Origin of the sequence: Mesorhizobium sp. RCC_202 (assembly GCF_041355295.1) — a bacterium.
Lineage (GTDB): Bacteria > Pseudomonadota > Alphaproteobacteria > Rhizobiales > Rhizobiaceae > Mesorhizobium.
In genome coordinates, this window is sequence record NZ_JBFUPO010000009.1 from 66,153 (window position 1) to 90,357 (window position 24,205).

Annotated in this window: 23 protein-coding genes; 3 read left to right on the forward strand and 20 right to left on the reverse strand. The window is 62.6% G+C overall.

Annotated features, from left to right (window positions below; translation table 11 throughout):
- Positions 1 to 129: 129 nt before the first annotated feature.
- Entirely contained in the window at positions 130 to 990 is an 861-nt protein-coding gene (locus AB6802_RS20630) for a D-amino-acid transaminase (protein ID WP_371012029.1), read from the reverse strand.
- Positions 991 to 1,226: 236 nt separating this feature from the next.
- On the opposite strand from AB6802_RS20630, the gene AB6802_RS20635 reads away from it, so the two are divergent.
- Complete coding sequence (locus AB6802_RS20635) at positions 1,227 to 3,080, forward strand: ABC transporter ATP-binding protein (protein ID WP_371012030.1); 1,854 nt, start codon at positions 1,227 to 1,229, stop codon at positions 3,078 to 3,080.
- A gap of 94 nt (positions 3,081 to 3,174) precedes the next feature.
- Here AB6802_RS20635 and AB6802_RS20640 read toward each other — a convergent pair whose 3' ends face one another.
- The 5 genes from AB6802_RS20640 to dusB form a co-directional block, all read right to left on the reverse strand.
- Positions 3,175 to 4,536 carry a sigma-54-dependent transcriptional regulator gene (locus AB6802_RS20640; protein WP_371012031.1) on the reverse strand — a complete coding sequence of 454 codons (1,362 nt, stop codon included), beginning with the start codon at positions 4,534 to 4,536 and terminating at the stop codon, positions 3,175 to 3,177.
- Entirely contained in the window at positions 4,526 to 6,817 is a 2,292-nt protein-coding gene (locus AB6802_RS20645) for an ATP-binding protein (protein WP_371012032.1), read from the reverse strand. The genes AB6802_RS20640 and AB6802_RS20645 overlap by 11 nt, the downstream gene beginning before the upstream one ends.
- Positions 6,818 to 7,032: 215 nt before the next feature.
- Complete coding sequence (ntrC, locus tag AB6802_RS20650; RefSeq protein ID WP_371012033.1) at positions 7,033 to 8,493, reverse strand: nitrogen regulation protein NR(I); 1,461 nt, start codon at positions 8,491 to 8,493, stop codon at positions 7,033 to 7,035.
- Positions 8,490 to 9,632, reverse strand: a complete 1,143-nt coding sequence (locus tag AB6802_RS20655; protein WP_371012034.1) for a nitrogen regulation protein NR(II) — start codon at positions 9,630 to 9,632, stop codon at positions 8,490 to 8,492. Before AB6802_RS20655 ends, ntrC begins: the two co-directional genes overlap by 4 nt.
- Positions 9,629 to 10,657, reverse strand: a complete 1,029-nt coding sequence (dusB, locus tag AB6802_RS20660) for a tRNA dihydrouridine synthase DusB (protein ID WP_371012035.1) — start codon at positions 10,655 to 10,657, stop codon at positions 9,629 to 9,631. Before dusB ends, AB6802_RS20655 begins: the two co-directional genes overlap by 4 nt.
- Before the next feature lie 140 nt (positions 10,658 to 10,797).
- Here dusB and AB6802_RS20665 point away from each other — a divergent pair, with 140 nt between their 5' ends.
- Entirely contained in the window at positions 10,798 to 12,027 is a 1,230-nt protein-coding gene (locus AB6802_RS20665) for a bifunctional 2-C-methyl-D-erythritol 4-phosphate cytidylyltransferase/2-C-methyl-D-erythritol 2,4-cyclodiphosphate synthase (RefSeq protein WP_371012036.1), read from the forward strand.
- Positions 12,024 to 12,512 carry a CinA family protein gene (locus AB6802_RS20670; RefSeq protein ID WP_371012037.1) on the forward strand — a complete coding sequence of 163 codons (489 nt, stop codon included), beginning with the start codon at positions 12,024 to 12,026 and terminating at the stop codon, positions 12,510 to 12,512. The genes AB6802_RS20665 and AB6802_RS20670 overlap by 4 nt, the downstream gene beginning before the upstream one ends.
- A gap of 99 nt (positions 12,513 to 12,611) precedes the next feature.
- On the opposite strand, the gene AB6802_RS20675 is transcribed toward AB6802_RS20670, so the two are convergent.
- From AB6802_RS20675 to AB6802_RS20740, 14 genes are all read right to left on the reverse strand, one after another.
- Positions 12,612 to 13,067 carry a type II toxin-antitoxin system RatA family toxin gene (locus tag AB6802_RS20675; protein ID WP_371012038.1) on the reverse strand — a complete coding sequence of 152 codons (456 nt, stop codon included), beginning with the start codon at positions 13,065 to 13,067 and terminating at the stop codon, positions 12,612 to 12,614.
- 6 nt (positions 13,068 to 13,073) lie between these two features.
- Complete coding sequence (gene lipA, locus AB6802_RS20680) at positions 13,074 to 14,039, reverse strand: lipoyl synthase (RefSeq protein WP_371012039.1); 966 nt, start codon at positions 14,037 to 14,039, stop codon at positions 13,074 to 13,076.
- 147 nt (positions 14,040 to 14,186) lie between these two features.
- Entirely contained in the window at positions 14,187 to 14,444 is a 258-nt protein-coding gene (locus AB6802_RS20685; protein ID WP_371012040.1) for a GlsB/YeaQ/YmgE family stress response membrane protein, read from the reverse strand.
- 102 nt (positions 14,445 to 14,546) lie between these two features.
- Positions 14,547 to 16,001, reverse strand: a complete 1,455-nt coding sequence (gene lpdA, locus AB6802_RS20690; protein ID WP_371012041.1) for a dihydrolipoyl dehydrogenase — start codon at positions 15,999 to 16,001, stop codon at positions 14,547 to 14,549.
- Positions 16,002 to 16,022: 21 nt separating this feature from the next.
- The gene (locus AB6802_RS20695) at positions 16,023 to 16,661 is read right to left on the reverse strand and encodes an SGNH/GDSL hydrolase family protein (RefSeq protein WP_371012042.1); all 639 of its coding nucleotides are present in this window, start codon (positions 16,659 to 16,661) and stop codon (positions 16,023 to 16,025) included.
- The gene (locus AB6802_RS20700; RefSeq protein WP_371012043.1) at positions 16,658 to 17,083 is read right to left on the reverse strand and encodes a hypothetical protein; all 426 of its coding nucleotides are present in this window, start codon (positions 17,081 to 17,083) and stop codon (positions 16,658 to 16,660) included. Before AB6802_RS20700 ends, AB6802_RS20695 begins: the two co-directional genes overlap by 4 nt.
- A gap of 14 nt (positions 17,084 to 17,097) precedes the next feature.
- A complete protein-coding gene (locus tag AB6802_RS20705) occupies positions 17,098 to 18,471 on the reverse strand; it encodes a pyruvate dehydrogenase complex dihydrolipoamide acetyltransferase (RefSeq protein WP_371012044.1) in 1,374 nt (457 codons plus the stop codon).
- A 3-nt stretch (positions 18,472 to 18,474) separates the two neighbouring features.
- Positions 18,475 to 18,762, reverse strand: coding sequence for a hypothetical protein (locus AB6802_RS20710; protein WP_371012045.1), 288 nt, complete (start codon positions 18,760 to 18,762; stop codon positions 18,475 to 18,477).
- A 12-nt stretch (positions 18,763 to 18,774) separates the two neighbouring features.
- Positions 18,775 to 20,163 (reverse strand): pyruvate dehydrogenase complex E1 component subunit beta, encoded by a 1,389-nt coding sequence (locus tag AB6802_RS20715; protein ID WP_371012046.1) that lies wholly within the window; start codon positions 20,161 to 20,163, stop codon positions 18,775 to 18,777.
- Positions 20,164 to 20,177: 14 nt separating this feature from the next.
- Positions 20,178 to 21,215 (reverse strand): pyruvate dehydrogenase (acetyl-transferring) E1 component subunit alpha, encoded by a 1,038-nt coding sequence (gene pdhA, locus AB6802_RS20720; protein WP_371012047.1) that lies wholly within the window; start codon positions 21,213 to 21,215, stop codon positions 20,178 to 20,180.
- A 174-nt stretch (positions 21,216 to 21,389) separates the two neighbouring features.
- Positions 21,390 to 21,713 carry a septum formation initiator family protein gene (locus AB6802_RS20725; RefSeq protein ID WP_371012048.1) on the reverse strand — a complete coding sequence of 108 codons (324 nt, stop codon included), beginning with the start codon at positions 21,711 to 21,713 and terminating at the stop codon, positions 21,390 to 21,392.
- Positions 21,714 to 21,871: 158 nt separating this feature from the next.
- The gene (eno, locus tag AB6802_RS20730) at positions 21,872 to 23,146 is read right to left on the reverse strand and encodes a phosphopyruvate hydratase (protein WP_371012049.1); all 1,275 of its coding nucleotides are present in this window, start codon (positions 23,144 to 23,146) and stop codon (positions 21,872 to 21,874) included.
- Between the two features lie 373 nt (positions 23,147 to 23,519).
- The gene (locus tag AB6802_RS20735) at positions 23,520 to 23,885 is read right to left on the reverse strand and encodes a PRC-barrel domain-containing protein (RefSeq protein WP_371012050.1); all 366 of its coding nucleotides are present in this window, start codon (positions 23,883 to 23,885) and stop codon (positions 23,520 to 23,522) included.
- Positions 23,886 to 23,950: 65 nt separating this feature from the next.
- The gene (locus tag AB6802_RS20740) at positions 23,951 to 24,157 is read right to left on the reverse strand and encodes a dodecin family protein (protein WP_371012051.1); all 207 of its coding nucleotides are present in this window, start codon (positions 24,155 to 24,157) and stop codon (positions 23,951 to 23,953) included.
- Between the last annotated feature and the right edge of the window lie 48 nt (positions 24,158 to 24,205).

The window sequence follows — 24,205 nt, forward strand, 5'->3', positions numbered from 1 at the left end:
GCCGATCCCCTTCGGTCTGCATGCCAATGCGCCAAATTACGTGGCACCTGTCAAGCGCGCAAACCCCCTCTTGCCGTCACAACGGCAAGCAGAACGAGATAGTTGAGGTTCATTCCAGTTGTGCGGTTATCAGGCTGGACTTTTTTCCGCAATGTCAAAAAAGGCCTGCCGCAACGAAAGTGTCATGGAACCGGGATGGCCATTTGCCACCGGGGCACCGTCAATTTCAACCACGGGCATGGCGATTGTGGTTGCTGAGCTGATGAACGCTTCCCTGGCGGTCTTCGCTTCGGCGACCGAAAAGGAGCGTTCCTCGATCCTCAAACCGAGCTTGGCGGCGACATCGAACAGCGTCGTGCGGGTGATGCCGCGCAGGATGCCGTGCTCGGCAGGCCGCGTGACCAGCACACCGTCCCTGGTGACGATCCAGGCGTTCGAGGAGCCGCCTTCCTTGACGCTGCCGTCGGCGTCGACGAACCAGGCTTCCTGGGCGCCGGCTTCCTTGGCCTTTTGCTTGGCGAGCACGTTGGGCAGGAGGCCGGTGCTTTTGATGTCGACGCGGTCCCAGCGATTCTCCGGCACGGTGATGACCTTGATGCCGGTCTCCGCGCGCTTGGCCGCCGAGGCAGGATCGGCCTTCCTTGCCGTGATCACGAGCGCCGACCTGGCGTTCGCCGGGAAAACGAAGTCGCGGCTGGCGACGCCACGCGTCACCTGGAGGTAGACGAAGCCGTTGACGACATGGTTGCGGCGCACCACCTCGCGCAGCAGCATCGGCAACACCCCTTCCGAGACCGGCCAGGCGATCGACAGCTCCTTCAGCGAACGCTTGAGCCGGGCAAGATGGCGCGGCATGTCGACGATGTAGCCGCGCGCCACTTCGCAGACCTCGTAGACGCCGTCGGCGAACTGGTAGCCGCGGTCCTCGATATGGACGCTGGCTTGAGCATGGACGACGTAGCGCCCGTTGACATAGGCAATGCGCGGCATGGGTCACCCCTGAACAGAATTCCTGGTTTCTTATGTGATTCCGCCGCCGTCGTAACCGGCAAATGCTTGGCCCAGCGCGATTGAACCGAGGTCGCGCCTGTCAGAGCGTTGACGCTTTTCCGGATGGAAAACCGTTTCTTTTTCCGGAATTACTCTAATTGAGGTTGCGGCCGGTAGATGATCGTATTCCGGCAGTTGAGTCCTCGCCTCGATCCCATTCAGAGCTCAAGCGCACCATGTCGATTTCAGATGCGATCTACCGTCCATTCGAAAACCTGATCCGGCCGCTGGAGATTCCCTATCGGCCGCTGCCCTCCAAGGGGCCTGTAGCCGTCCTCCTCCACTTCATTTCGATGTTTAGGGGCGTGCTGATTGCGCTGGCACTTTCCTCCATGGCGATGGAAGCCATCAATCTGACGATAGTCTGGGGACTTTCGGTCATCGTCGATGGCGTCACGCAACAAGGCGCTTCCGCATTCCTGCATAACGAATGGCCGCTTTTGACTTTCCTCGGCTTGCTGATTTTTCCGGCCATGCCGGTGGCTTCGTTCCTGCTCAACACTCTGACCTCGCACACGCTCGGCGTCGGCATGCCGGCCGCCATCCAGTGGCAGGGCCACAAGGCAGTCGAGCGGCAGGATCTCGCCTTTTTCCATGATCTCTATGCCGGTCAGGTCGCCTCACGCCTGCAGCAGGTGGCATCTGCCGTCCAGCAGCAGATCATTGCCGCATTCCAGTCCATTCCACGCTTCCTGCTGCAGTTGGTCGGCTCGGTCGTCCTGCTCAGCACGCTGTCCTGGCAGCTTGCCTTGCCGGTCGTCGTCTGGATCGCGCTCAACGTGGCATTCACCGTCAGGGTAGTTCCCACCTTTGCCGAACGCGCGCGCCGTACCGCCAAGCAGCGCGGCCTGGTGGCCGGCGCCATCACCGATCTCTACACCAACATGCAGATGATCAAGCAGTTCGCCGCAGAAGATAGTGAGGCAGGCACTATCCGCCGCACCATCCTGAAGGCCGTGCAGACGCAACACAGCGAACAACGCATCTATCGCACCTCGGAACTGACTGTCGTCGTCCTCAACATGGTGCTGTGGCTGACCATGCTTTCGATCGGATTTTCTGGTCTCGTCAACGGGTTTCTCACGGTCGGCCAGTTTGTAGGCGCCGTCTACATCCTCCAGCGGCTGTCGACACAGATCTTCACATTCCTGCAGATGGGCCAGCAGATCTTCCAGGCGATTGGCACGATCAAGGATGCCATGCCGGTCATGACAACCCCGCCCACGATCACCGACCGTCCGGATGCCCCTGATATCAAGGTCGAGACCGGCGAGATCCGTTTCGAAAATGTCCACTTCGCCTACAAGGCCGGCAAGCCTGTCATCGAGGATCTATCGCTGACCGTCCGCCCCTGCGAGAAGGTCGGCCTCGTAGGCCTGTCGGGCGCAGGCAAGACCACACTCGCAAACCTGCTCTTGCGCTTCTACGATATCAGGGAAGGCGCGATCCTCATCGATGGGCAGGACATCCGCACCGTCAGCCAGGCAAGTCTTCGGCGCGCCATCGGTGTCATCGCCCAGGATGTCGCGCTGCTGCATCGTTCGATCGGCGACAATATTCGCTATGGCCGGCCAGAGGCGAGTGGCCGGGAGATCGAAGAGGTGGCGAGGATGGCCGCCGCTGATGCCTTCATTGCCGATCTCTCGGACGCCGAAGGCCGCAAGGGCTATGGCGCCTTCGTCGGCGACCGCGGCATCAAGCTGTCCGGCGGCCAGCGCCAGCGCGTCGCTATCGCCCGCGTGTTGTTGAAGAACGCGCCGATCCTGGTGCTCGACGAGGCAACCTCCGCCCTCGACAGTGAGTCCGAGGCTGCTATCCAAGAGAGACTTAATCTCGTGATGGAGGCAAAAACGGTGATCGCCATCGCCCATCGCCTCTCGACAATTGCGATGATGGACCGGATAGTCTTGCTCGATCAGGGCCGTATCGTCGAAGAAGGCAAGCCGGACGAACTGGTCAAGCAGGGCGGCTTGTTCGCACGGCTGTGGAAACGCCAGACGGGGGGCTTTCTTCCGGAAGAGATCAGCTAGAGCGTTTCACCGTTTCACAGAACCGGCGAACCGCTCTATCTCTTTGTTTTAGCAATTCAGGACGGAAAACCGCTCAGACGTTTCCTGGAATTGCTTACACCCCAAGCGACTTCAGCTTGCGATGCAGCGCCGACCTCTCCATGCCGATGAACTCGGCGGTCTTCGAGATGTTGCCGCCGAAGCGGTTGATCTGGGCGATCAGATAGTCCTTCTCGAACTGTTCGCGTGCCTCGCGCAGCGGCAGCGCCATGATGTGCTGGTCCGACTGGTTGGGCGTACGCGGCATGACGTCGCCGATCTCGGAGGGCAAAAGATCGGCGGTGATCGGCGCATCGGCATCGTCGCCGCGCGCCAAAATCATCAACCGCTCGACATTGTTGCGCAGCTGGCGAACATTGCCCGGCCAATTGTGGGCCTGCAGCACGGCTAAAGCGTCATCGCCGATACGACGTGGCCTGATGCCGGCCTGGCGGGCGATCTGCTTCATGAAATTGTCGACGAGATAGGGGATGTCCTCGCGCCGTTCGGCGAGCCCCGGGACCACGACCGGAACCACCGCCAGGCGATGGTAGAGATCCTCGCGGAAACGGCCGTCGGCGATCATCGCCTCAAGGTTCTGCGAGGTGGACGAGATGATTCGGACATCGACCTTGACGCGCTTGGTGCCGCCTACCCGCTCGAACTGCTGCTCGACCAGCACGCGCAGGATCTTGTTCTGCGTCTCGCGCGGCATGTCGGCCACTTCGTCGATGTAGAGGATGCCGCGATGCGCCTCTTCCAACGCGCCGACCTTGCGCTCGGTGCCGTTCGATTCGGTGCCGAACAGCTCGATCTCCATGCGTTCCGGCGTGATGGTGGCCGCGCTCAGCGTGACGAACGGGCTGCCCTTGCGCGACGATAGCGTGTGGATGGCGCGTGCCGTCAGCTCCTTGCCGGAGCCGGATGGGCCGACGATCATGACGCGGCTGTTGGTCGGCGCGACGCGCTCGATGGTCTGGCGCAACTGGCTCATCGCCGACGACATGCCGATCAGGTCGAAGGTCTCGCCGCTGCGCTGCTTGAGGTCGGAGACCTCGCGCCGCAGCTTGGAGGTCTCGAGCGCGCGCTCGGCGACCAGGATGAGGCGATCGGCCTTGAATGGCTTTTCGATGAAATCATAGGCGCCGCGGCGGATGGCCGAGACCGCCGTTTCGATGTTGCCGTGACCGGAGATCATCACCACCGGCATGCTGGGGTGCATGGTCTTGATCTCGTCGAGCAGCGCCAGGCCGTCGAGGCGTGAGCCCTGCAGCCAGATATCGAGGAAAATCAAGCGCGGCGCGCGATCGGCAATCGCCGCCAGCGCGCTGTCGGCATCGTGTGCCGTGCGGGTTTCGTGACCCTCGTCGCTCAAAATACCGGCGACGAGCTCGCGGATGTCTTCCTCGTCATCGACGATGAGAATGTCAGACGCCATTACCGACCTTTTCAGTTTCTCGTTCGTGTTCGCTTCGACCTTCACCGCGTGGCGGCGCGGCAATGACCGTCGCCGGCGGCAGGATGATCGAGATCATCGCGCCGCGGCCACCGTGGAAATCCGACGGCGCGTCATGCAATTCGAGACGGCCGCCATGGTCTTCCACGATCTTCTTGACGATAGCGAGACCGAGCCCTGTGCCCTTCTCGCGTGTCGTCATATAGGGCTCGAGCAGCCTTTGGCGATTCTCACGCGGCAGGCCCTTGCCGTTGTCGATAACATCGATTCGTATGGCGCCATCTTGGCGCCCGGCTTGAATCCGGATTGTGCCGTCCGAGCGGTCTTCCGCATCAAGTCCGTCGATCGCCTCGGCGGCGTTCTTGATGATGTTGCCGAAGGCCTGCGCCATCAGGCGGCTGTCGAACGTGCCCTTGAGCGGCTCGTTGCCGAAATCGCGCTGGAAAGCGATGTCCGAGCGGCTGACTTCAACCAGGAAAGAGGCCTCGCGCAACGATTCGCGCAGGTCGATGGCTTTCATCTCGGGCTTCGGCATGCGGGCGAAGGCTGAAAATTCGTCGACCATGCGGCCGATATCCTCGACCTGGCGGATGATGGTGTCGGTGCACTGATCGAAGACCTCGCGGTCCTCGGTGATGACCTTGCCGTAGCGGCGCTTGATGCGCTCGGCGGAGAGCTGGATCGGCGTCAGCGGGTTTTTGATCTCATGCGCGATGCGCCGTGCGACGTCCGCCCAAGCGGACGAGCGTTGCGCCTGGACGAGATCGGTGATGTCGTCGACGGTGACGACATAGGATTTCTCCTCCGAACCGTCGTCGCCAGCCTCGACGGTGATCTGGACATTGAAGGTCCGTTCAACACCGGTGCGGAAGAAGGTCACCTGCTCGCGATAGACCGGCTTGCCGGATTGCCGGCCGATTTCGAAGACGCGACCGACATGCGGCAGGATCGTCGACAGGTTTTGGCCGAGCGCGGCACTGGCCGATATCCCCATCATGGTTTCGGCGGAGCGGTTGACGATGGTGACGATGCCGTAGGGGTCGACGCCGATGACGCCGGCCGTGACGCCGGCCAGCACCGCCTCGGAGAAACGCCGGCGCTCGTCGATCAGATCCTTGGCCGAGAGCAGCTCGTTGCGCTGCGATTTCAGCTCCAGGATCATGTTGTTGAAGGTCTCACCGAGCGAGGCGACGTCGCCATCTGAATGACGCACCGCGACGGCAACGTCGAGGTTGCCGGTCGCCACCTCATCGGCGGCGCCGATCAACTGCCGGATCGGCCGCACCAGACGATCGGCGACGGCAATGCCGGTCCAGATCGCCGATAGAATAATGATCAGCGTAAGCGACAGATAAGGCAGCGCGAACGCCACTTGCGACGTGCGACGGTTATCCTCGAGATTGCGGTATTCGTCGGTGTTGGCCCTGACGATCTGGCGCGCCTTGATCACGTCGGGGTCGACCAGGCGGATCGTGTAGAGATAGAGCCCTTCGATCTCGCGCAGCTTGATGATCGCGCCCATGATGTTGCGCGTCTTCGGCTCGATCAGCACCGGCTTGCCGTCCGCGGCCGTCTCCACCGCGCCCGACGGCGGGTCGGGCATCTTGAAGTCGGCGTCGGTCTGGGCGTTCATCACGAACGAGCCGTCCGACTTGACCAGGGCCGCATGCGCCAGTCCGCGACCGACGGCTTCCTTGTTCATCAAATCGAGAAAACCGCCCCGGTCGAGGCCCCAGAGCGTGCGCGAAGCGTCGAGATCATAGGCCATCGACAGCGTCGTGCCCTGAAGATTGCGCGCATTCTCCTGGACATAGGCGTCAGCGATCGACAACGACGAGTTGACGATCGCCTTGGTGCGGAGCTCAAACCAGCGATCGAGGCCGATATCGAGCGTGATCGAGGCGATGATCGCCACCATGATCGCCGGAATCGCGGCGACCAGCGCGAACATCGCCACAATGCGCACATGTAGCCGCGAGGCGGCCCTGCCATGCCTGCGCGCCATGACGATGCGATGGACTTCGCGGGCCACCAGCGCGATCAGGAACAGGACGAACACGGCGTTGGCGGCGATCAGCGCCAAAGTGGTGTCGGCGGTCGGCGCGATCGGTGTCGCGCCGACCAGAATCGCGAACGAGATCGCGGCCGTGATCATTGCTCCAGCAATCGCGACCACCCCGGGCAGCGCCAGCAGCCGGCGGCCGTCGCGCGTGCCGGCCTGGCTGAAAAGCGGTTGGGTCAGGATCGGAGCCTCAGCTGCCATGTCGCTGTACAGAGTCGGTCATTGGGTCGGATGTATGCAACGCATTGTGGCGATTATGCAACAAGTGTGGCCGTGAGGAAAATCTTTCCCCCGATCAATTCACCGACAGGGCGAGAAGACGCAAACGGGGTGGACACGAGGTCGACCCGGCGAGGCATCCTAAGCCGTTGTTATATGCCATCTTTTCCAACCCCAGCGCATTTGTGCTTCGCGCATCAAGGCTGCCGGGTGGATTTGTAGACGTTGACGCCAAGTTCGCGAATTTTCTTGCGCAGCGTGTTGCGGTTGAGGCCCAGCAGCTCGGCCGCCTTGATCTGGTTGCCGCGCGTTGCCGTCATCGAGGCCAGCACAAGCGGGAATTCGACCTCGGCAAGGATACGCTGGTAGAGCCCGGCCGGCGGCAGGTCGCCGGCGAAAGATGCAAAATAGCGCTGCAGGAAATGCTCGACCGCCTGGCCGATCGACAGATCGTCGGGAATGAGCGGGCCGCCGCCGGGAACAACCGGCCTGTCGCCGGTCTTCAATTCGGAATCGATAATCTCGGACGATATCTCGTCCTGGGAGTAAAGGGCCGCCAGCCGGCGCACCAGGTTTTCCAACTCGCGCACATTGCCCGGCCAGGGATAGCGCTTCATCAACTCGATGCCGCCCGCCGAAATGCGCTTGGTCTGCAAGCCCTCACTGGCGCCCTGCTTGAAGAAATGCCGCACCAGGTCGGGAATGTCCTCGGAGCGCTCGCGCAGCGCCGGCAGCCGCAACGGCACGACGTTCAGGCGGTAGAACAGATCCTCGCGGAACAGGCCCTGGTTGATCAGCGTCCTGAGATCCTTGTTGGTGGCGGCGACGATGCGCACATCCGTCTTGATCGGCGTGCGGCCGCCGACAGTGGTGTATTCGCCCTGCTGCAGCACACGCAGCAGGCGCGTTTGCGCTTCCATCGGCATGTCGCCGATCTCGTCGAGGAACAGCGTGCCGCCCTCGGCCTGCTCGAAGCGGCCGGTGGAGCGATTCTGCGCCCCGGTGAAGGCGCCTTTCTCGTGGCCGAACAGTTCCGATTCGATGAGGTCGCGCGGGATCGCCGCCATGTTGATCGCAACGAAGGGACCGCCGCGGCGGCGGCCATATTCGTGCAGCGCGCGCGCCACCAGCTCCTTGCCGGTGCCGGATTCGCCTGAAATCATCACCGTCAGATCGGTCTGCATCATGCGCGCCAGCATGCGGTAGATGTCCTGCATGGCGGCGGAACGGCCGACCAGCGGCATGGCGTCAGGCTGCTCGTCGGCACGGGAATCGAGCTTGGGCCGTTTCGGCTCGGCCAGCGCCCGGTTGACGATGCTGAGCAGTTCAGTCAGGTCGAAGGGCTTGGGCAGATATTCGTATGCGCCGGTCTCCGAAGCGCGGATCGCCGTCATGAAGGTGTTTTGCGCGCTCATGACGATGACCGGCAGCTCAGGGCGCGCCTTCTTGATGCGCGGCAGCATGTCGAAGGCGTTCTCGTCCGGCATCACCACATCGGTGATGACGAGGTCGCCCTCGCCGGCCGCCACCCAGCGCCACAGCGTCGAGGCGTTCGAGGTGACGCGCACCTCGTGGCCGACGCGCGACAGCGCCTGGTTGAGCACGGTACGGATGGCCGCGTCATCGTCAGCGACCAGAATATTGCCGCGAACGGTCATTGGCGGTCTCCTTCAGTTTCGTCGCCGAGGCCGGGTGGGTTGGCCTTCCAGGCCGGCATCAAGACGCGGAAATTGGTGCCGCGCGGCGTCGAATCGCATTCGATGACGCCGCCGTGCTCGCCAACGATCTTGGCGACCAGCGCCAGGCCGAGGCCCGAGCCGTTCGGCTTGGTGGTGATGAACGGATCGAACAGGATCGGCAGGATGTCCTCGGAGACGCCGGGACCGTTGTCATGCACGCAAAACTCAAGCGGCAGCGAGACGCGATCCTGCGTTCCCGGTACCGAAACGCGGATGCCGGGCCGGAAAGCCGTCGACAGGACGATCTCGCCCTGCGGGTCGGCGCCGATCGCCTCTGCGGCATTCTTGACCAGGTTGAGGAACACCTGGATCAGCTGGTCGCGGTTGGCGAAGACTGGAGGAAGCGATGGATCATATTCCTCCAAGATCTTGATCCGCTTGGCAAAACCATTCTTGGCGATCGCCTTCACATGATCGAGCACGACATGGATGTTGACGGGATAGCGCTCGATCGGGCGCTCGTCGGAAAACACTTCCATGCGATCGACCAGCGAGACGATGCGGTCGGTCTCGTCGGTGATCAGGCGGGTGAGCGCGCGATCCTCGTCGGAGGCGGAGAGCTCAAGCAGCTGGGCGGCGCCGCGGATGCCGGAAAGCGGGTTCTTGATCTCATGCGCGAGCATGGCGGCAAGGCCGGTGACGGAACGCGCGGCACCGCGATGCGTCATCTGGCGGTCGATCTTGTCGGCCATCGAGCGTTCCTGGAACATCACCACGACGGAACCCGGAAACTCCGGCACCGGCGCGACGTAGAGATCGACCATCTTCTCGATGCCGAGGCGCGGCGAGGAAACGTCGACGCGGTATTCGTTGACCGGCGCGCGGCGCTCGCGCACCTGGTCGACCAGCGTCAGCAGCGGGCTGCCGAACGGCACCAGCTTGGACAGCGTGTTGCGGGCAAGCATGTTAGCGCTGGAGCGGAAGAAATCCTCGGCATCCGCGTTGGCGAAGATGATGAAGCCGTCCGGATCGACCATGATCACCGGCCGGCGAATGGTGTTGAGCACGATGTTGGCGGCATCGGCCATATCGTTTGGCTGCGGGACGTTGGCCTTCATGCCGCGCTCCGCATTGCAGGCGTTGCAGCGCCTTGCGAAAATGTTCGACGCAATTCGGCAATGACCTCGGCCGGTTCAAAGGAGGTGAGGATGCGCTTGCGCTTCTCGGCGGGAACATCGGGCGCGTGTCGGTCGAGATACCAGCCGAGATGCTTGCGCGCCTGGCGCAGGCCGCTCTCGACCCCGTAGAGCGAGAGCATGTCCTCATGGTGAGCTACGATGTAGTCGGCGAGCGCTTCCGCCGTTTCAGGGATGCCGCTTGCTGCGGTACCGGCGGCCCGGGCTGCAATGCTGCCGGCGGTCCAGGGCGCGCCGTAGTGGGCGCGGCCGATCATCACCGCGTCGGCGCCGGACTGTTCAAGGATAACCGCGGCTTCTTGTGGTGAGCCGACATCGCCATTGGCCACCACGGGGATCGACACGGCTTCCTTGACGCGCGCGATCGCCCGCCAATCGGCCGTGCCCTGGTAGAACTGGCAGCGCGTGCGGCCATGCACCGTCACCATCCCGACGCCCGCCTGCTCGGCGCGGCGCGCCAGCATCGGCGCGTTGAGCGCGCTTTCATCCCAGCCCAGCCGCATCTTGACCGTCACCGGCACCGAAACGGCGCCGACCACGGCTTCGATCAGCAGCAGCGCATGGTCGAGATCGCGCATCAGCGCCGAACCGGCATAGCCGCCGGTGACCTTTTTGGCCGGGCAGCCCATGTTGATGTCGATGATGTCGGCGCCCTCGCCTGCGGCTATACGCGCGCCTTCCGCCATGTGGGCGGCTTCGCGGCCGGCCAGCTGGACCATGTGCACAGGCAGGCCGGAATGACGAATGCGCAGGTCGCAACCCGCCCTGCCCTTGGCCAGTTCTCCGCTCGCCACCATTTCGGACACGACCAGACCGGCGCCATGCGCATGAGCGCGCTGCCGGAACGGCTCGTCGGTAATCCCCGACATCGGCGCGAGGAAGATACGGTTGCGAATCCTCACGCCGCCGACGTCGAGCGGCGACGCCAATTTGGTCAATTCAGCCATGCACAAAAACCAAGCATGTTCCCTCGTTGCACATTCTCTAGACAGAAGTGTGGCATTGTGCAACGCGCAATGACGTCACATTAAGGCGCATTTTGGAAAATGCTGGCCTTCGGCCATGACCCCGACTAGGACCGATCCGAATGAGCGAGGCAAGCGAAAAGCAAGCGTCCAGCCCAAGCGGCGGTATAGGGGTGGTGATCGTCGCCGCCGGCCGCGGCGCGCGCGCTGGACAGGCCGACGGCCCGAAGCAGTACCAGCGCATCGGCGGCCGCGCCGTCATCGCCCATACGCTGGATATTTTTCTTGCCCACCCGATGATCGGCACGGTGGTCGTTGCCATCCATGCCGACGACGCCGAGCTCTTCGAGCGCGCGGCTGGTGGACATGGCGGGCGCCTCGTCACGGTGATCGGCGGCTCCTCGCGGCAGGCCTCGGTGCGGCTCGGGCTGCTGGCGCTCAAGGACCATGCGCCCGGAAAGGTGCTGGTTCATGACGCCGTACGGCCCTTCGTCGATGCAGCGATCATCGACCGCACCATCGAGGCGATCGACGATCGCCAGGGTGCGTTGCCCTGCCTTCCCGTCGCCGAAACTCTGAAGCGGGAATCCGCTGCCGGCATGATCGAGGAAACCGTGTCGAGAGCTGGCCTGCACGCCGCGCAGACGCCGCAGGGCTTTCCCTATGGCTCGCTGCTTGCGGCGCATGAGAAGGCGCATACTCTCGGCAAGGAGGATTTTACCGACGACGCGGCCATTGCAGAATGGGCGCAGATTCCGGTCAAGATCGTTCCTGGATCGCCGGACAATGTCAAACTCACCTGGGCAAGGGATATCGCATTGGCCGATCAACGGCTCTCCAGCGCCCTGGCGCGCTTTCCCGATATCCGCACCGGCAATGGTTATGATGTGCATGCTTTCGAGCCCGGCGACCATGTCACGCTGTGCGGCGTCGCCATCCCGTATGATCGCAAGCTCTCCGGGCATTCGGATGCCGATGTCGGCTTGCACGCGTTGACCGACGCGCTGCTCGCCACATGTGGCGAAGGCGATATCGGCACGCATTTCCCGCCGTCCGACCCGCAATGGAAGGGCGCGGCCTCGAAGATCTTCGTCGAGCATGCGGCAAAATTGGTGCGCGAGCGCGGCGGCCGCATCGCCAACGCCGACATCACGCTGATCTGCGAAGCGCCGCGCGTCGGGCCGCATCGCGCGGCGATGACGCAGGCGCTTGTCGCCATGCTCGGCATTGCGCCGGAGCGCATTTCGATCAAGGCGACGACCAACGAAAAGCTCGGCTTTGTCGGGCGCGGCGAAGGCATAGCGGCGATCGCCACCGCAAGCGTCGTCTATCCGGGAGACGTGCCGGCATGAGCAATGCAGAATTAGCCAACGCCCTGCTCCAGGCGTGCCAGCAGCGCGCCATCATGCTGGCGACGGCCGAAAGCTGCACCGGCGGCCTGATCATCGCCGCGCTGACCGATATCGCCGGCTCTTCGGCCGTGGTCGATCGCGGCTTCATCACCTATTCCAACGAAGCCAAGATGGAGATGCTGGGCGTCTCCGCCGCAACGCTCGACGCGCATGGCGCGGTCTCGCGCGAGACGGTGCTGGAAATGGCTGCCGGCGCGCTGGCGCATTCGCGAGCCAGCCTATCGCTTGCCGTCACCGGCATTGCCGGCCCTGGTGGCGGTTCGGCGGAAAAGCCGGTCGGCCTGGTCTGGTTCGGTATCGCGCTTGCTGGCCAGCTGGTCGTCGCCGAGCGCCAGCTTTTCGGCCAGAAGGGCCGCGAATTCATCCGCCACGAGACGGTGCGGCGCGCGCTGCAGCTTGGCCTACATGCCCTCGGCAAGGACTAAAGCATGTCTCCCGAAAGTAGGCCCGGTTTCGGGACAAAGACATGCTTAAACTCAAAAACTTAAAGCAGGTCGCGTGAATCCTTTTTCACGCGACGTGCTTTAAGCCGGCTTCGGTCCGTAGATCACATCGGCACGTTTCTCGAAGGCTTCCGAAAACATGCGGAAGGCACGGTCGAACATCGTGCCCATCAGCGCGCCGAGGATGCGGCTCTTGAATTCGTAGTCGATGAAGAAGTGCACTTCGCAGCCCTTGTCGGCAGGGTCGAAACGCCAGATGTTGCTGAGATATTTGAACGGGCCGTCGATGTATTTGACATCGATGGCGCGCTCGGCCGGATTGAGCAACACCTGCGTGGCGAAGGTCTCGCGGATCGCCTTGTAACCGATGCTCATATCGGCAACCAGAATGGTGCGGCCGTCGCGTTCCTTGCGCGAGCGCACGGTGAGCGATTCACAAAGCGGCAGGAACTGCGGATAGGCCTCGATGTCGGCCACCAGCGCGAACATCTCTTCAGGGGTATGCGCGACGCGGCGGGTCGCCTCGAATTTCGGCATAGAGTGTCAGCCGGCCTTCTTGAGCTGTGCCTCGCGCGCCGCGCGCAGCCTGGCGAAGTCCTCGCCGGCATGATGCGAGGAGCGCGTCAGCGGGCTCGATGCGACCAGGAGGAAGCCCTTGGTCCTGCCGATCGTCTCGAACGACTTGAATTCGTCCGGCGGGATGAAGCGGATCACCGGATGATGCTTCTTCGACGGCTGCAGGTACTGGCCGATGGTCATGAAGTCGACATTGGCCGAACGCAGATCGTCCATCAATTGCAGCACTTCATTGCGCTCCTCGCCGAGGCCGACCATGATGCCGGACTTGGTGAAGATCGAGGGATCGAGTTCCTTGACCCGCTGCAGCAGCCTGATCGAATGGAAATAGCGGGCGCCGGGGCGCACCGTCAAATAGTTCGACGGCACGGTTTCCAGATTGTGGTTGAAGACGTCAGGTTTTGCGGCAACGACGATCTCCAGCGCGCCCTCCTTGCGCAAGAAGTCCGGCGTCAGGATTTCGATCGTGGTCGACGGCGTCGCGGCGCGAATGGCGCGGATGACGTCGGCGAAATGCTGCGCGCCGCCATCGGCGAGATCGTCGCGATCGACCGAGGTAATGACGACGTGGCTGAGGCCCATTTGTTTTACCGCGTGCGCCACCCGCGCGGGCTCGTCGGCATCAAGCGCGGTCGGGATGCCGGTGGCGACATTGCAGAAGGCGCAGGCGCGCGTGCAGATCTCGCCCATGATCATGAAGGTGGCGTGCTTCTTTTCCCAGCATTCGCCAATGTTGGGGCAGCCGGCCTCCTCGCAGACCGTCACCAGCTTGTGCGACTTCACGATCTCGCGCGTTTCGGCATAGCCCTTGGACACAGGCGCCTTGACGCGGATCCAGTCCGGCTTGCGCAGCACCTCCTGGTCGGGCTTGTGCGCCTTCTCGGGATGCCGCAGGCGCGGCGCGTTGGCGATCGTGTCGAGAACAGTGACCATCTCAAACCCTTCGCGGCCGCGCTTGCGTGCAGCCGCCTGTTTTTAGTCATCTAAGACTTTTCGAGGTAAAGAAAAAGGCCGCGGCGGCGCATGCCGCCACGACCGTTTTTGCATAACGGCCTTCGTTCAGCGACGCATTCGCGCGCTTTAGCGGCGAACGAGCCGGCCGACGAAGATCAGCAGGCAGGCGCCGATGAAGCCGGTGATCAGATAGGCGACCCAGCCGACACCGAAGGTCTGGATGTTGAGAGCCTGCAGGATCGCGTTCAGCACGATTGCGCCGACGATGCCCATGATGATGTTCATGAAGATGCCGGTGTTGCTCTTCATGACCATTTCGGCGAGCCAGCCCGCCAAGCCTCCGACGATGATGGCTGCGATCCAGCCCACGCCATTCAAATGCATATGCCAGTTCCTCCTCGGTCAGGTGAAAATGCATCCGGATACAAGCTGCCTTGCCGTCAGGTTTCTCCGGCTGCCGCGCATGAGTCTCGCACAGGCAGTCTATCATGCGTTCAAAGCGCGGCCATAGGCGTCGAGCACGCTCTCTTTCATCATCTCCGATAGCGTCGGATGCGGGAAGATGGTGTGCATCAGCTCTTCCTCGGTGGTTTCGAGGTTCATAGCCACGACAAAGCCCTGGATCAGCTCGGTCACCTCGGCGCCGACCATATGCGCGCCGAGAAGCTGTCCGGTCTTCTTGTCGAAGATCGTCTTGATGAAACCCTGGTCCTCGCCGAGCGCAATGGCTTTGCCGTTGGCGCTGAACGGGAAGCGGCCGACGCGGATATCCTTGCCTTCCGCCTTGGCCTTGGCCTTGGCCTCGGTCAGGCCGACCGAGGCGACCTGCGGGTTGCAATAGGTGCAGCCCGGGATCTTCAACTTGTCGATGGCGTGCACACCGGGGAAATTGGCGATTTTCTCGATGCAGACCACGCCTTCATGCTCGGCCTTGTGGGCGAGCATCGGCGGTCCGGCGACGTCGCCGATGGCGTAGATGCCAGGCACATTCGTCTTGCCGTAACCGTCGACGACAACGCAGCCGCGATCGGTCTTCACGCCGAGCGTTTCAAGGCCGAGATTTTCGATGTTGCCCTGCACGCCGACAGCGGAGATCATGCGGTCGGCGGTTATCTTCTCGACCTTGCCGTCCTTCATCTCGACATGCGCAGTGATCGAATTGGCCGATTTCTCGACCTTGGTCACCTTGGCCTCGAGGATGATCTTCATCCCCTGCTTCTCGAACTGTTTCTGTGCGAATTTCGAGACCTCGGCGTCCTCGACCGGCATCACCGCCGGCAAAAGCTCGACCACGGTCACATCGGCTCCCATGGTGCGGTAGAAAGAGGCGAACTCGATGCCGATGGCGCCGGAGCCCATGACCAGCAGCGACTTCGGCATCTCCTTCGGCACCATGGCCTCGAAATAGGTCCAGATAAGCTTGCCGTCCGGCTCGATGCCGGGCAGCGCGCGCGGTCGCGCGCCGGTCGCCAGGATAATGTGCTTGGCCGTATAGGTGCCCTCACCCTTGACGCCCTTCGGCACCGGCGGCTGCGGTTCCATCGCCTTCTTGGCCGTCTTGGAGACCACGACCTCACCGGGCTTGGCGAGCTTCGCCTCGCCCCAGATGACGTCGACCTTGTTTTTCTTCATCAGGAAGCCGACGCCGGTGTTGAGCCGGAGCGACACTTTTCGCGAGCGATCGACGACGGCGGCCGTATCGGGGCTGATCTTGCCCCCTTCGAGCTTCAGCCCGTAATCCTTGAGGTGATCGGAATAATGCATGATCTCGGCCGAGCGCAGCAGCGCCTTGGTCGGGATACAGCCCCAGTTCAAGCAGATTCCGCCGAGATGCTCGCGTTCGACGATCGCCGTCTTGAAGCCGAGCTGGGCGGAACGCACCGCCGTGACATAGCCGCCGGGGCCTGAGCCGATGATGATGACGTCGTAGGATTCAGCCACGGGTTTTCTCCGATTTTCTTTCTAGAGTTCCAGCATCACGCGCACGAGCGGCGCCAGCGCCTGCCCGATGTTTCGCGTGTTTTCAGCATCGAGATGGACGCCATCGAGCGGGGTGGTTTCGGCCACTGTGCCGGCATCGAAGAAGCCGCAGCCAGCCTCGTCGGCGAGCGCCGAATATTGCGCCGCCAACCGCTTTGAGGCGTCATCGCCCCCGGCGAACATTGCCTTGAATTCCGAATTGTCGGTGCGTGACACGACCGGCGGTGCGACCAGCAGGATTTGCGGAGCTTCCCAGTCGAACGGGTAGTCGTGACCGCGCACGATATCGATCAGGCGCTGCATGCCTTGCTTGGCGGCGACCGGATTGCCATGGATCCACGGCTTCATGTCGTTGGAGCCGAGCAGCAGGATGATCAGGTCGAGTGGTGCGTGGCTGGTGAGGATCGTCGGCAGCACACGGGCGCCGTTGCGGTCGGCGCCGGCCAGATGGTCGTCGAAGGCGGTGGTGCGGCCGTTGAGACCTTCGGCAATGACCTCGACATCGCTGCCGAGCTCGGCCTTGAGCGCGCTTGGCCAGCGGTCTTCCAGCGCATGGCGGCCGAGGCTGGCGGCATCGTAGCCCCAGGTCAGCGAGTCGCCGTAGCAGAGAATGGTCTTCACGCGTTTACCCCGCCTCTACCAAAACCAATCTGAGCGCGCCTGACCCGCCAGCGCACGAACAACCACTGCACGATGATGGTCACCAGCCCGGGCAAGCCAAGGCCTGCAAGGAACGGCATGTCTTCCCTGACGACCGCCGCGCTGCTGTCGCTGTAGAGCGTCAACGCGACCAGCAGGACAAGCAGCACCGCAAACACGATCAGCGTCCATTTGCCGGTTTTGGCCACTGCCGCGACGGGGTCATTCATCAACTGGGCGATGAAGAATACAAAGGTAACGACGAACGTCACCAGCATCGAGACTGTGAAGGCGACGATGTAGGCTCCCTGATCGTCGGTGGCGACAGCCAGCCACTGCGCCACCAACCCGCCGGCGAAGCCGGAAAGGACAAACGCGAAAAGGCTGGTGAAGAATACCCGCACCGCCTTTTCCCTTCCTACACCAGCATGCCCATCGGGTTTTCGATCATGCGCTTGAAGGCGCCGAGCAGCTCGGCGCCGAGCGCACCGTCGACGGCACGATGATCGGTCGAGAGCGTCACCGACATCACGGTCGCTATCTTGATCTCGCCGTTCTTGACCACCGCCCGCTCCTCGCCGGCGCCGACCGCCAGGATCGTCGCATGCGGCGGGTTGATGACGGCGGCAAAGTCCTTGATGCCGAACATGCCGAGGTTGGACACCGCCGTCGTGCCGCCCTGATATTCCTCGGGCTTCAGCTTGCGGCTGCGGGCGCGGCTGGCGAGATCCTTCATCTCGTTGGAGATGGTCGACAGCGTCTTTTCATCGGCATGGCGGATGATCGGCGTGATCAGGCCGCCGGGGATCGAGACGGCGACGCCGACATCGGCATGCCGGTGCTTGACCATGGCGCTTTCGGTCCACGACGCATTGGCATCCGGGACCGCCTTCAAGGCCATGGCCATTGCCTTGATGACCATGTCGTTGACCGACAGCTTGTAGACCGGGGCTTCGCCCTTGTCGGTCTTCTTCATCGGGGCGGCCGCATTCAACTGCGTGCGCAGCGCCAAGAGTGCGTCGAGCTCGCAATCGAGCGTCAAATAGAAATGCGGGATGGTGGATTTTGCTTCGACCAGACGGCGCGCGATGGTCTTGCGCATATTGTCGTGCGGAACGAGTTCGTAGGAGCCCTGCTCGAACAGTTTCAGCACCTGCTCGTCCGACATCGCCTTGGGTGCGGCTGCGGGGGGCGCGGCGGGCGCGCCGGCCGGAGCCTTCGCGGCGGGGGCCGGAGCGCCGCCGGATGAAATCGCGGCTTCGACATCGGCGCGAACCACGCGGCCATGTGGGCCGGAACCGGTCAATGAAGCGACATCGACGCCGGCATCCTTGGCGATACGACGGGCCAGTGGCGAGGCGAAGACGCGCTCACCAACAGCATGGCCGTTGGCGGCCGGAGCAGATTCAGCCTTGGCTGGTGCGGGCGCAGCAGCGGCGGCTGCCGGCTTGGGCGCTTCCTTGGGCGCGTCTGCCTTCGGGGCTTCTTTCGGCGCCTCAGCTTTCGGCGCGGCATCGCCGCCGCCCTTTGCCGCGGCGCCGGCATCCTCGCCTTCGCCGGCCAGGATGGCGATCAGCGCGTTGACCTTGACTCCTTCGGTTCCGGCTGGAACGACCAGCTTGGCGACGGTGCCCTCATCCACGGCTTCGACTTCCATCGTCGCCTTGTCGGTCTCGATCTCGGCGATGACGTCGCCAGGCGAAACCTTGTCGCCTTCCTTCACGAGCCACTTGGAAAGATTGCCCTCTTCCATCGTGGGCGACAGGGCCGGCATGGTGATGTTGATGGGCATCGCTCACTCCTGAATGAATTTGAACAGGCCCCGCATGACTGTCAGCGTGGCGACGATGAAAACCGGCGGCAGGACGCCGAAATGGAAACTGCTCTTGCTCATTTCCAGGCTCATCATGCCGCCCGTCTGGTCGATTTGGGCGGAACCAGTCGCGACGGTAGCGAGAACGAGCGATGCGACTCCGCTGAGCATCAGCAGGATCGCATCGAATTTGCCCGTCATGGTGCGCACAAGAAAAGCAATCGCGACGGTAGGTGCGATGATGGCCGCCAAGACCCAGAAGGATGGCATGGGCATCTTTCCCTACCGATATGTTACAGCTTTGACTGCTTCGACGACCTCGCCGACATTGGGCAAAGCCAGCTTTTCGAGGTTGGCCGCGTAAGGCATCGGCACGTCCTTGCCGGCAATGGTGATCACCGGCGCGTCGAGGAAGTCGAAGGCGCGCTGCGAGACCTGGTTGGCAATGTGGTCGCCGACCGAGCTCTGCGGGAAACCTTCTTCCACCACCACCAGGCGGTTGGTTTTCTTGACCGAAGCGATGATCGTGTCGAGATCGAGCGGACGGATGGTCCTGAGATCGATGATCTCGGCGTCGATGCCCATGCCGCGCAATTCGGCTTCCGCCTTGACCGCATAGGTCATGCCGATGCCGAAGGAGACGAGAGTGACGTCCTTGCCTTGCTTGTGGATGCGCGCCTTGCCGATCGGCAGCACGAAATCGTCGAGCTTCGGCACGTCGAAGGACTGGCCGTAGAGGATTTCGTTTTCGAGGAAGATGACCGGGTTCGGATCGCGGATCGCCGCCTTGAGCAGGCCCTTGGCGTCGGCGGCCGTGTAGGGCATCACCACCTTCAGGCCAGGGATGTGGCTGTACCAGGCGGCGTAGCATTGCGAGTGCTGGGCAGCGACGCGAGCAGCCGCGCCATTCGGACCACGGAAGACGATCGGCGCGCCCATCTGGCCGCCCGACATATAGAGCGTCTTGGCGGCCGAGTTGATGATCTGGTCGATCGCCTGCATGGCGAAGTTGAAGGTCATGAACTCGACGATCGGCTTCAGGCCGGACATCGCCGCACCGACGCCGACGCCGGCAAAACCGTGCTCGGTGATCGGGGTGTCGACGACCCGGCGCGGGCCGAATTCCTGCAGCAGGCCTTGCGTGATCTTGTAGGCGCCCTGGTACTCGGCGACCTCCTCGCCCATGACGAAGACATCGCCATCGCGGCGCATTTCCTCGGCCATGGCATCGCGGAGCGCCTCGCGCACGGTGGTCGAAACCATTTCGGTGCCGGCAGGGATATCCGGGTCGGCGGCGACTTCCGTTTTCGGCGCGGCGGCAACAGGGGCCGGAGCCTCGCTCTTGGAGGCAGCGGGCGCCGGGGCCGGCGCGGCTGCTTCAGCCTTGCCTTCTTCACCGATGCCTTCACCGGCCTTGTCGACGTCTTCGCCGTCGACCGCGATCACGGCGATCACCGCGTTGACCTTGACGCCTTCGGTGCCGGCGGGAACCACGATCTTGGCAAGCGTGCCTTCGTCGACGGCCTCGACTTCCATAGTCGCCTTGTCGGTCTCGATCTCGGCGATGACGTCACCGGCGACGATCTTGTCGCCTTCCTTTTTCAACCACTTGGAAAGATTGCCCTCTTCCATGGTCGGCGAGAGCGCGGGCATGAGAATTTCGATTGGCATGTCCTTGCCCTCCCTTACAATACGATGTCGGTCCAGAGCTCGGACGGATCCGGCTCGGCGTCGTGCTGGGCAAATTCGGCGGCATCGGCGACGATGTCGCGGACATCCTTGTCGATGGCCTTGAGCTCGTCCTCGCTCGCCCACTTCTTGTCCATCAAGCGCGCCTTGACCTGCTCGATCGGGTCGTGCTCGGAGCGCATCTTCTGCACTTCCTCCTTGGAGCGGTATTTCGCCGGGTCGGACATCGAGTGGCCGCGATAGCGATAGGTCTGCATCTCGAGGATCAGCGGGCCGTTGCCTGAGCGGCACCAATCGGTGGCGAGATCGGCGGCCGACTTCACGGCGCGCACGTCCATGCCATCGACCTGGATGCCGGGGATCTTGAAGGAAGCGCCGCGATGCGAGAAATCGGTCTCGGCCGACGAGCGCGACACCGAGGTGCCCATGGCGTAGCGGTTGTTCTCGATGATGTAGATCACCGGCAGCTTCCACAGCGAGGCCATGTTGAAGCTTTCGTAGACCTGGCCCTGGTTGGCGGCGCCGTCGCCGAAATAGGTCAGCGAGACATTCTTGTTCTCGCGGTAGCGGTTGGCGAAGGCCAGACCGGTGCCCAGCGACACCTGCGCGCCGACGATGCCGTGGCCGCCGTAAAAATGCTTGTCCTTGGAGAACATGTGCATGGAGCCGCCCTTGCCTTTCGACAGGCCGCCGCGGCGGCCGGTAAGCTCGGCCATCACGCCGCGCGGCGACAACTCCATCGCCAGCATGTGGCCGTGGTCGCGATAGGCGGTGATCATCTGGTCGCCTTCGACCAGCGCCATCTTCATGCCGGTGACGACGGCCTCCTGGCCGATATAGAGGTGGCAGAAGCCGCCGATGAAGCCCATGCCGTAGAGCTGACCCGCCTTCTCCTCGAAGCGGCGGATGAGCAGCATGTGCCGATAGGCGGAAAGTTCTTCTTCCTTGGTGAAATCGGCCGGCTTCGGCGCGGACAGATTCGGCTGCTTGTCGGATTTGGATCTGGCAGGCGCTTTTTTGGCGGCGGTGGCCATGCATCACTCCCTGTTGGCGTCTCTTTGCGGACATTCAGGGAGATCGAATGTCTCCCACCGATTTGCGAGAGGCTAACATGCAAGAATGCATTGCGCCATGCTGAAAAATGCATGGCTGGCATGCATCTAAGCGATTATAATCATTGCAAATAAGGTTGATTAACCGAAATTCGGTTATTTCGCCGAGACGGGCAACATGATGGTGATTTCGTCAGGCTGGGACAGATTGAGCGCCTTTCGCGCCTGCTCGTCAAGCATGTCCTTCTCCAGCGTGCCTTCATGCAGCAGCTGGACGCGGCGCTCAAAGTCGATCCTGCGCGCCTTGACGGCGTCGAGCTGAGCCTGCAGCTCTACCGCGCGCGCCTCCAGCCGGTATTTGGAATAGATGCCGAATTCGCCGTGATAGGCATGGAAACCGAAATAGGCCAGGAAGAGCACGCAGAGTGACGGAATGATCAGCCGTCCGGTGTTTCTCTGCTTGTGCTGACGTGTCCACATGACCCGAACCCTTAAGGCCGCGAACGCAGGCGGCATCGACTCCTATTTCGCCCAATTGTGCTTAATGGACGGTTACGGAGCGCCGATGGGTGACCGGTGGGTCACGAAAAAGGGCGGGAATAACCCGCCCTTTTCGAACAATCCGGATTTGGCTGGGTTCAGCTCTTGACCACCGACTTGCCGGCGTAACGCGCCTGCTGGCCGAGCTCTTCCTCGATGCGGATGAGCTGGTTGTACTTTGCGGTGCGATCCGAGCGCGACAGCGAGCCGGTCTTGATCTGCCCGCAATTGGTGGCGACGGCGAGGTCGGCGATGGTCGAATCCTCGGTCTCGCCCGAGCGGTGCGACATGACGGCGGTGTAGCCGGCCTTGTGCGCGGTCTCGACGGCGTCGAGGGTCTCGGTCAACGAGCCGATCTGGTTGACCTTGACCAGGATCGAGTTGGCGACACCCATGCGGATGCCGTCGCGCAGCCGCGCCGTGTTGGTGACGAAAAGGTCGTCGCCGACGAGCTGGATCTTCTTGCCGATCAGGTCGGTCAGGATCTTCCAGCCTTCCCAATCGTCCTCGGCCAGGCCGTCCTCGATGGTGATGATCGGATAGTCGGCGGCGAGCTTGGCCAGATACTTGGCCTGCGCCTTCGGATCGCGGGTCTTCTTCTCGCCTTCATAGACGTAGTTGCCGTCCTTGAAGAACTCGGTCGCGGCGCAGTCGAGGCCGAGAGCCACGTCCTCGCCGGGCTTGAAACCAGCCTGCACGATCGATTCCATGACGAAATCAAGCGCGGCCGGCGCGCTCTTGAGGTTCGGCGCGAAGCCGCCTTCGTCGCCGACATTGGTGTTGTGGCCGGCATCCTTGAGCTTCTTGCGCAGCGTGTGGAAGATTTCGGAGCCCCAGCGCACGCCCTCGCGCAGCGTCGGCGCGCCGACCGGCAGGATCATGAATTCCTGGAAGTCGATCGGGTTGTCGGCATGCGCGCCGCCATTGATGATGTTCATCATCGGCACCGGCAGGATATGCGCCTTGGTCCCTCCGACATAACGATAGAGCGGCAGGCCGGCGGCTTCGGCGGCGGCCTTGGCGACCGCCAGCGACACGCCGAGGATGGCGTTGGCGCCGAGGCGGCTCTTGTTGGGCGTGCCGTCGAGCTCGATCATCGTCTGGTCGATATGGATCTGGTTCTCGGCTTCCATGCCGCCGATCGCCTCGAAAAGTTCGCCGTTCACCGCCTCGACGGCGCGCTGGACGCCCTTGCCGAGATAACGCGGCCCGCCGTCGCGGAGCTCGACCGCTTCATGCGCGCCGGTCGAAGCGCCGGACGGCACAGCGGCGCGGCCCATCGAGCCGTCCTCCAGCACCACATCGACCTCGACGGTCGGATTGCCACGGCTGTCCAGGATTTCACGCCCGACAATGTCGATGATGGCGGTCATTTGCGATGTCCCCGATTGATCGATTGAAGCGTCGCGCCCGTCTTAGCCAAAGCGGCGCAAAAGGCAATCGGCCGGCCGGCAATTATTGCCCCGAGAAAGAGTCACGAAGCGCAAATTTCTGTCATCATAAGTCATGCACGCTAAGCGACCTTCTGATCTATGGTCGCGTTCGCGCGGGGCGAAACAGGAGGAGTTTCGCCATGTCCCAGTTGAGCGGTATCGTGAGTTTGTTGCTGATCGCGGCGGCGTTCATGACGTCCTGCGACAACCAGAAACCGCAGCAGAGCTCCATGGAGCTATCGACTCTGCGCTAGTGGAGTAGCGTGAAAAAGAAGGCCCCGTCGACGGGGGCCTTCTCATGGCTCATCCTTGCTCAATGCCAGTAGGGCGTGACCTTGTAGTAATCGAAGGACGCATCGCGCGCGGCTTCGCTGTCGGCGCCGGTCAGTTCGTTGATGGAATAGGCCGGCGCGGCCTGAAGCTGCTCCTTGGTGAACGGCACGAGATAGCCGCCCTTGTCGGTGTCGTAGTCGAGCGTGGCCCAGGGAACGGCGTGATATTTCTCGCCCATACCAAGGAAGCCGCCGAAACCGATGACGGCGAACATGATGCCATTCGACATCTTGTCCAGCATTACGTCCTCGATGCTGCCGATGCTCTTGCCTTCGGTGTTGTAGACGGCGGTGCCGATGACGCGCGAGGCGGCAATGGCTTCGGTATGGCCAGACGGGGTGGTCATAGGGGGAACTCCTCTCGATTGAATGCCTGAATGGACAATGAGAGGAGCCGTTGAAGGTTCCCGAGTTAGTTGTCGGTGAGGATGAACGTCACCTTCATATTGACCCGGTAAGCGGCGATCTTGCCGTCCTCGACAACGATCTTCTGGTCCTGGATCCAGGCGCCTTCGACGTTCTTCAGGGTTTTCGCGGCGCGCGAGATGCCCTTTTCGATGGCATCCTGAAAACTCTTCTTGGACGATGACGTGATTTCGGTGACGCGGGCGACAGACATGGCTTCCTCCTGCCAAGACGCTCATTTGCAGGTCGAAGCGTACCGCCG

Coding starts and splice junctions, on each gene's coding strand:
- AB6802_RS20630 (WP_371012029.1), bottom strand. CDS start 990: ATGCCGCGCATTGCCTATGTCAACGGGCGCTACGTCGTCCATGCTCAA.
- AB6802_RS20635 (WP_371012030.1), top strand. CDS start 1,227: ATGTCGATTTCAGATGCGATCTACCGTCCATTCGAAAACCTGATCCGG.
- AB6802_RS20640 (WP_371012031.1), bottom strand. CDS start 4,536: ATGGCGTCTGACATTCTCATCGTCGATGACGAGGAAGACATCCGCGAG.
- AB6802_RS20645 (WP_371012032.1), bottom strand. CDS start 6,817: ATGGCAGCTGAGGCTCCGATCCTGACCCAACCGCTTTTCAGCCAGGCC.
- ntrC (WP_371012033.1), bottom strand. CDS start 8,493: ATGACCGTTCGCGGCAATATTCTGGTCGCTGACGATGACGCGGCCATC.
- AB6802_RS20655 (WP_371012034.1), bottom strand. CDS start 9,632: ATGAAGGCCAACGTCCCGCAGCCAAACGATATGGCCGATGCCGCCAAC.
- dusB (WP_371012035.1), bottom strand. CDS start 10,657: ATGGCTGAATTGACCAAATTGGCGTCGCCGCTCGACGTCGGCGGCGTG.
- AB6802_RS20665 (WP_371012036.1), top strand. CDS start 10,798: ATGAGCGAGGCAAGCGAAAAGCAAGCGTCCAGCCCAAGCGGCGGTATA.
- AB6802_RS20670 (WP_371012037.1), top strand. CDS start 12,024: ATGAGCAATGCAGAATTAGCCAACGCCCTGCTCCAGGCGTGCCAGCAG.
- AB6802_RS20675 (WP_371012038.1), bottom strand. CDS start 13,067: ATGCCGAAATTCGAGGCGACCCGCCGCGTCGCGCATACCCCTGAAGAG.
- lipA (WP_371012039.1), bottom strand. CDS start 14,039: ATGGTCACTGTTCTCGACACGATCGCCAACGCGCCGCGCCTGCGGCAT.
- AB6802_RS20685 (WP_371012040.1), bottom strand. CDS start 14,444: ATGCATTTGAATGGCGTGGGCTGGATCGCAGCCATCATCGTCGGAGGC.
- AB6802_RS20705 (WP_371012044.1), bottom strand. CDS start 18,471: ATGCCCATCAACATCACCATGCCGGCCCTGTCGCCCACGATGGAAGAG.
- AB6802_RS20710 (WP_371012045.1), bottom strand. CDS start 18,762: ATGCCATCCTTCTGGGTCTTGGCGGCCATCATCGCACCTACCGTCGCG.
- AB6802_RS20715 (WP_371012046.1), bottom strand. CDS start 20,163: ATGCCAATCGAAATTCTCATGCCCGCGCTCTCGCCGACCATGGAAGAG.
- pdhA (WP_371012047.1), bottom strand. CDS start 21,215: ATGGCCACCGCCGCCAAAAAAGCGCCTGCCAGATCCAAATCCGACAAG.
- AB6802_RS20725 (WP_371012048.1), bottom strand. CDS start 21,713: ATGTGGACACGTCAGCACAAGCAGAGAAACACCGGACGGCTGATCATT.
- eno (WP_371012049.1), bottom strand. CDS start 23,146: ATGACCGCCATCATCGACATTGTCGGGCGTGAAATCCTGGACAGCCGT.
- AB6802_RS20735 (WP_371012050.1), bottom strand. CDS start 23,885: ATGACCACCCCGTCTGGCCATACCGAAGCCATTGCCGCCTCGCGCGTC.
- AB6802_RS20740 (WP_371012051.1), bottom strand. CDS start 24,157: ATGTCTGTCGCCCGCGTCACCGAAATCACGTCATCGTCCAAGAAGAGT.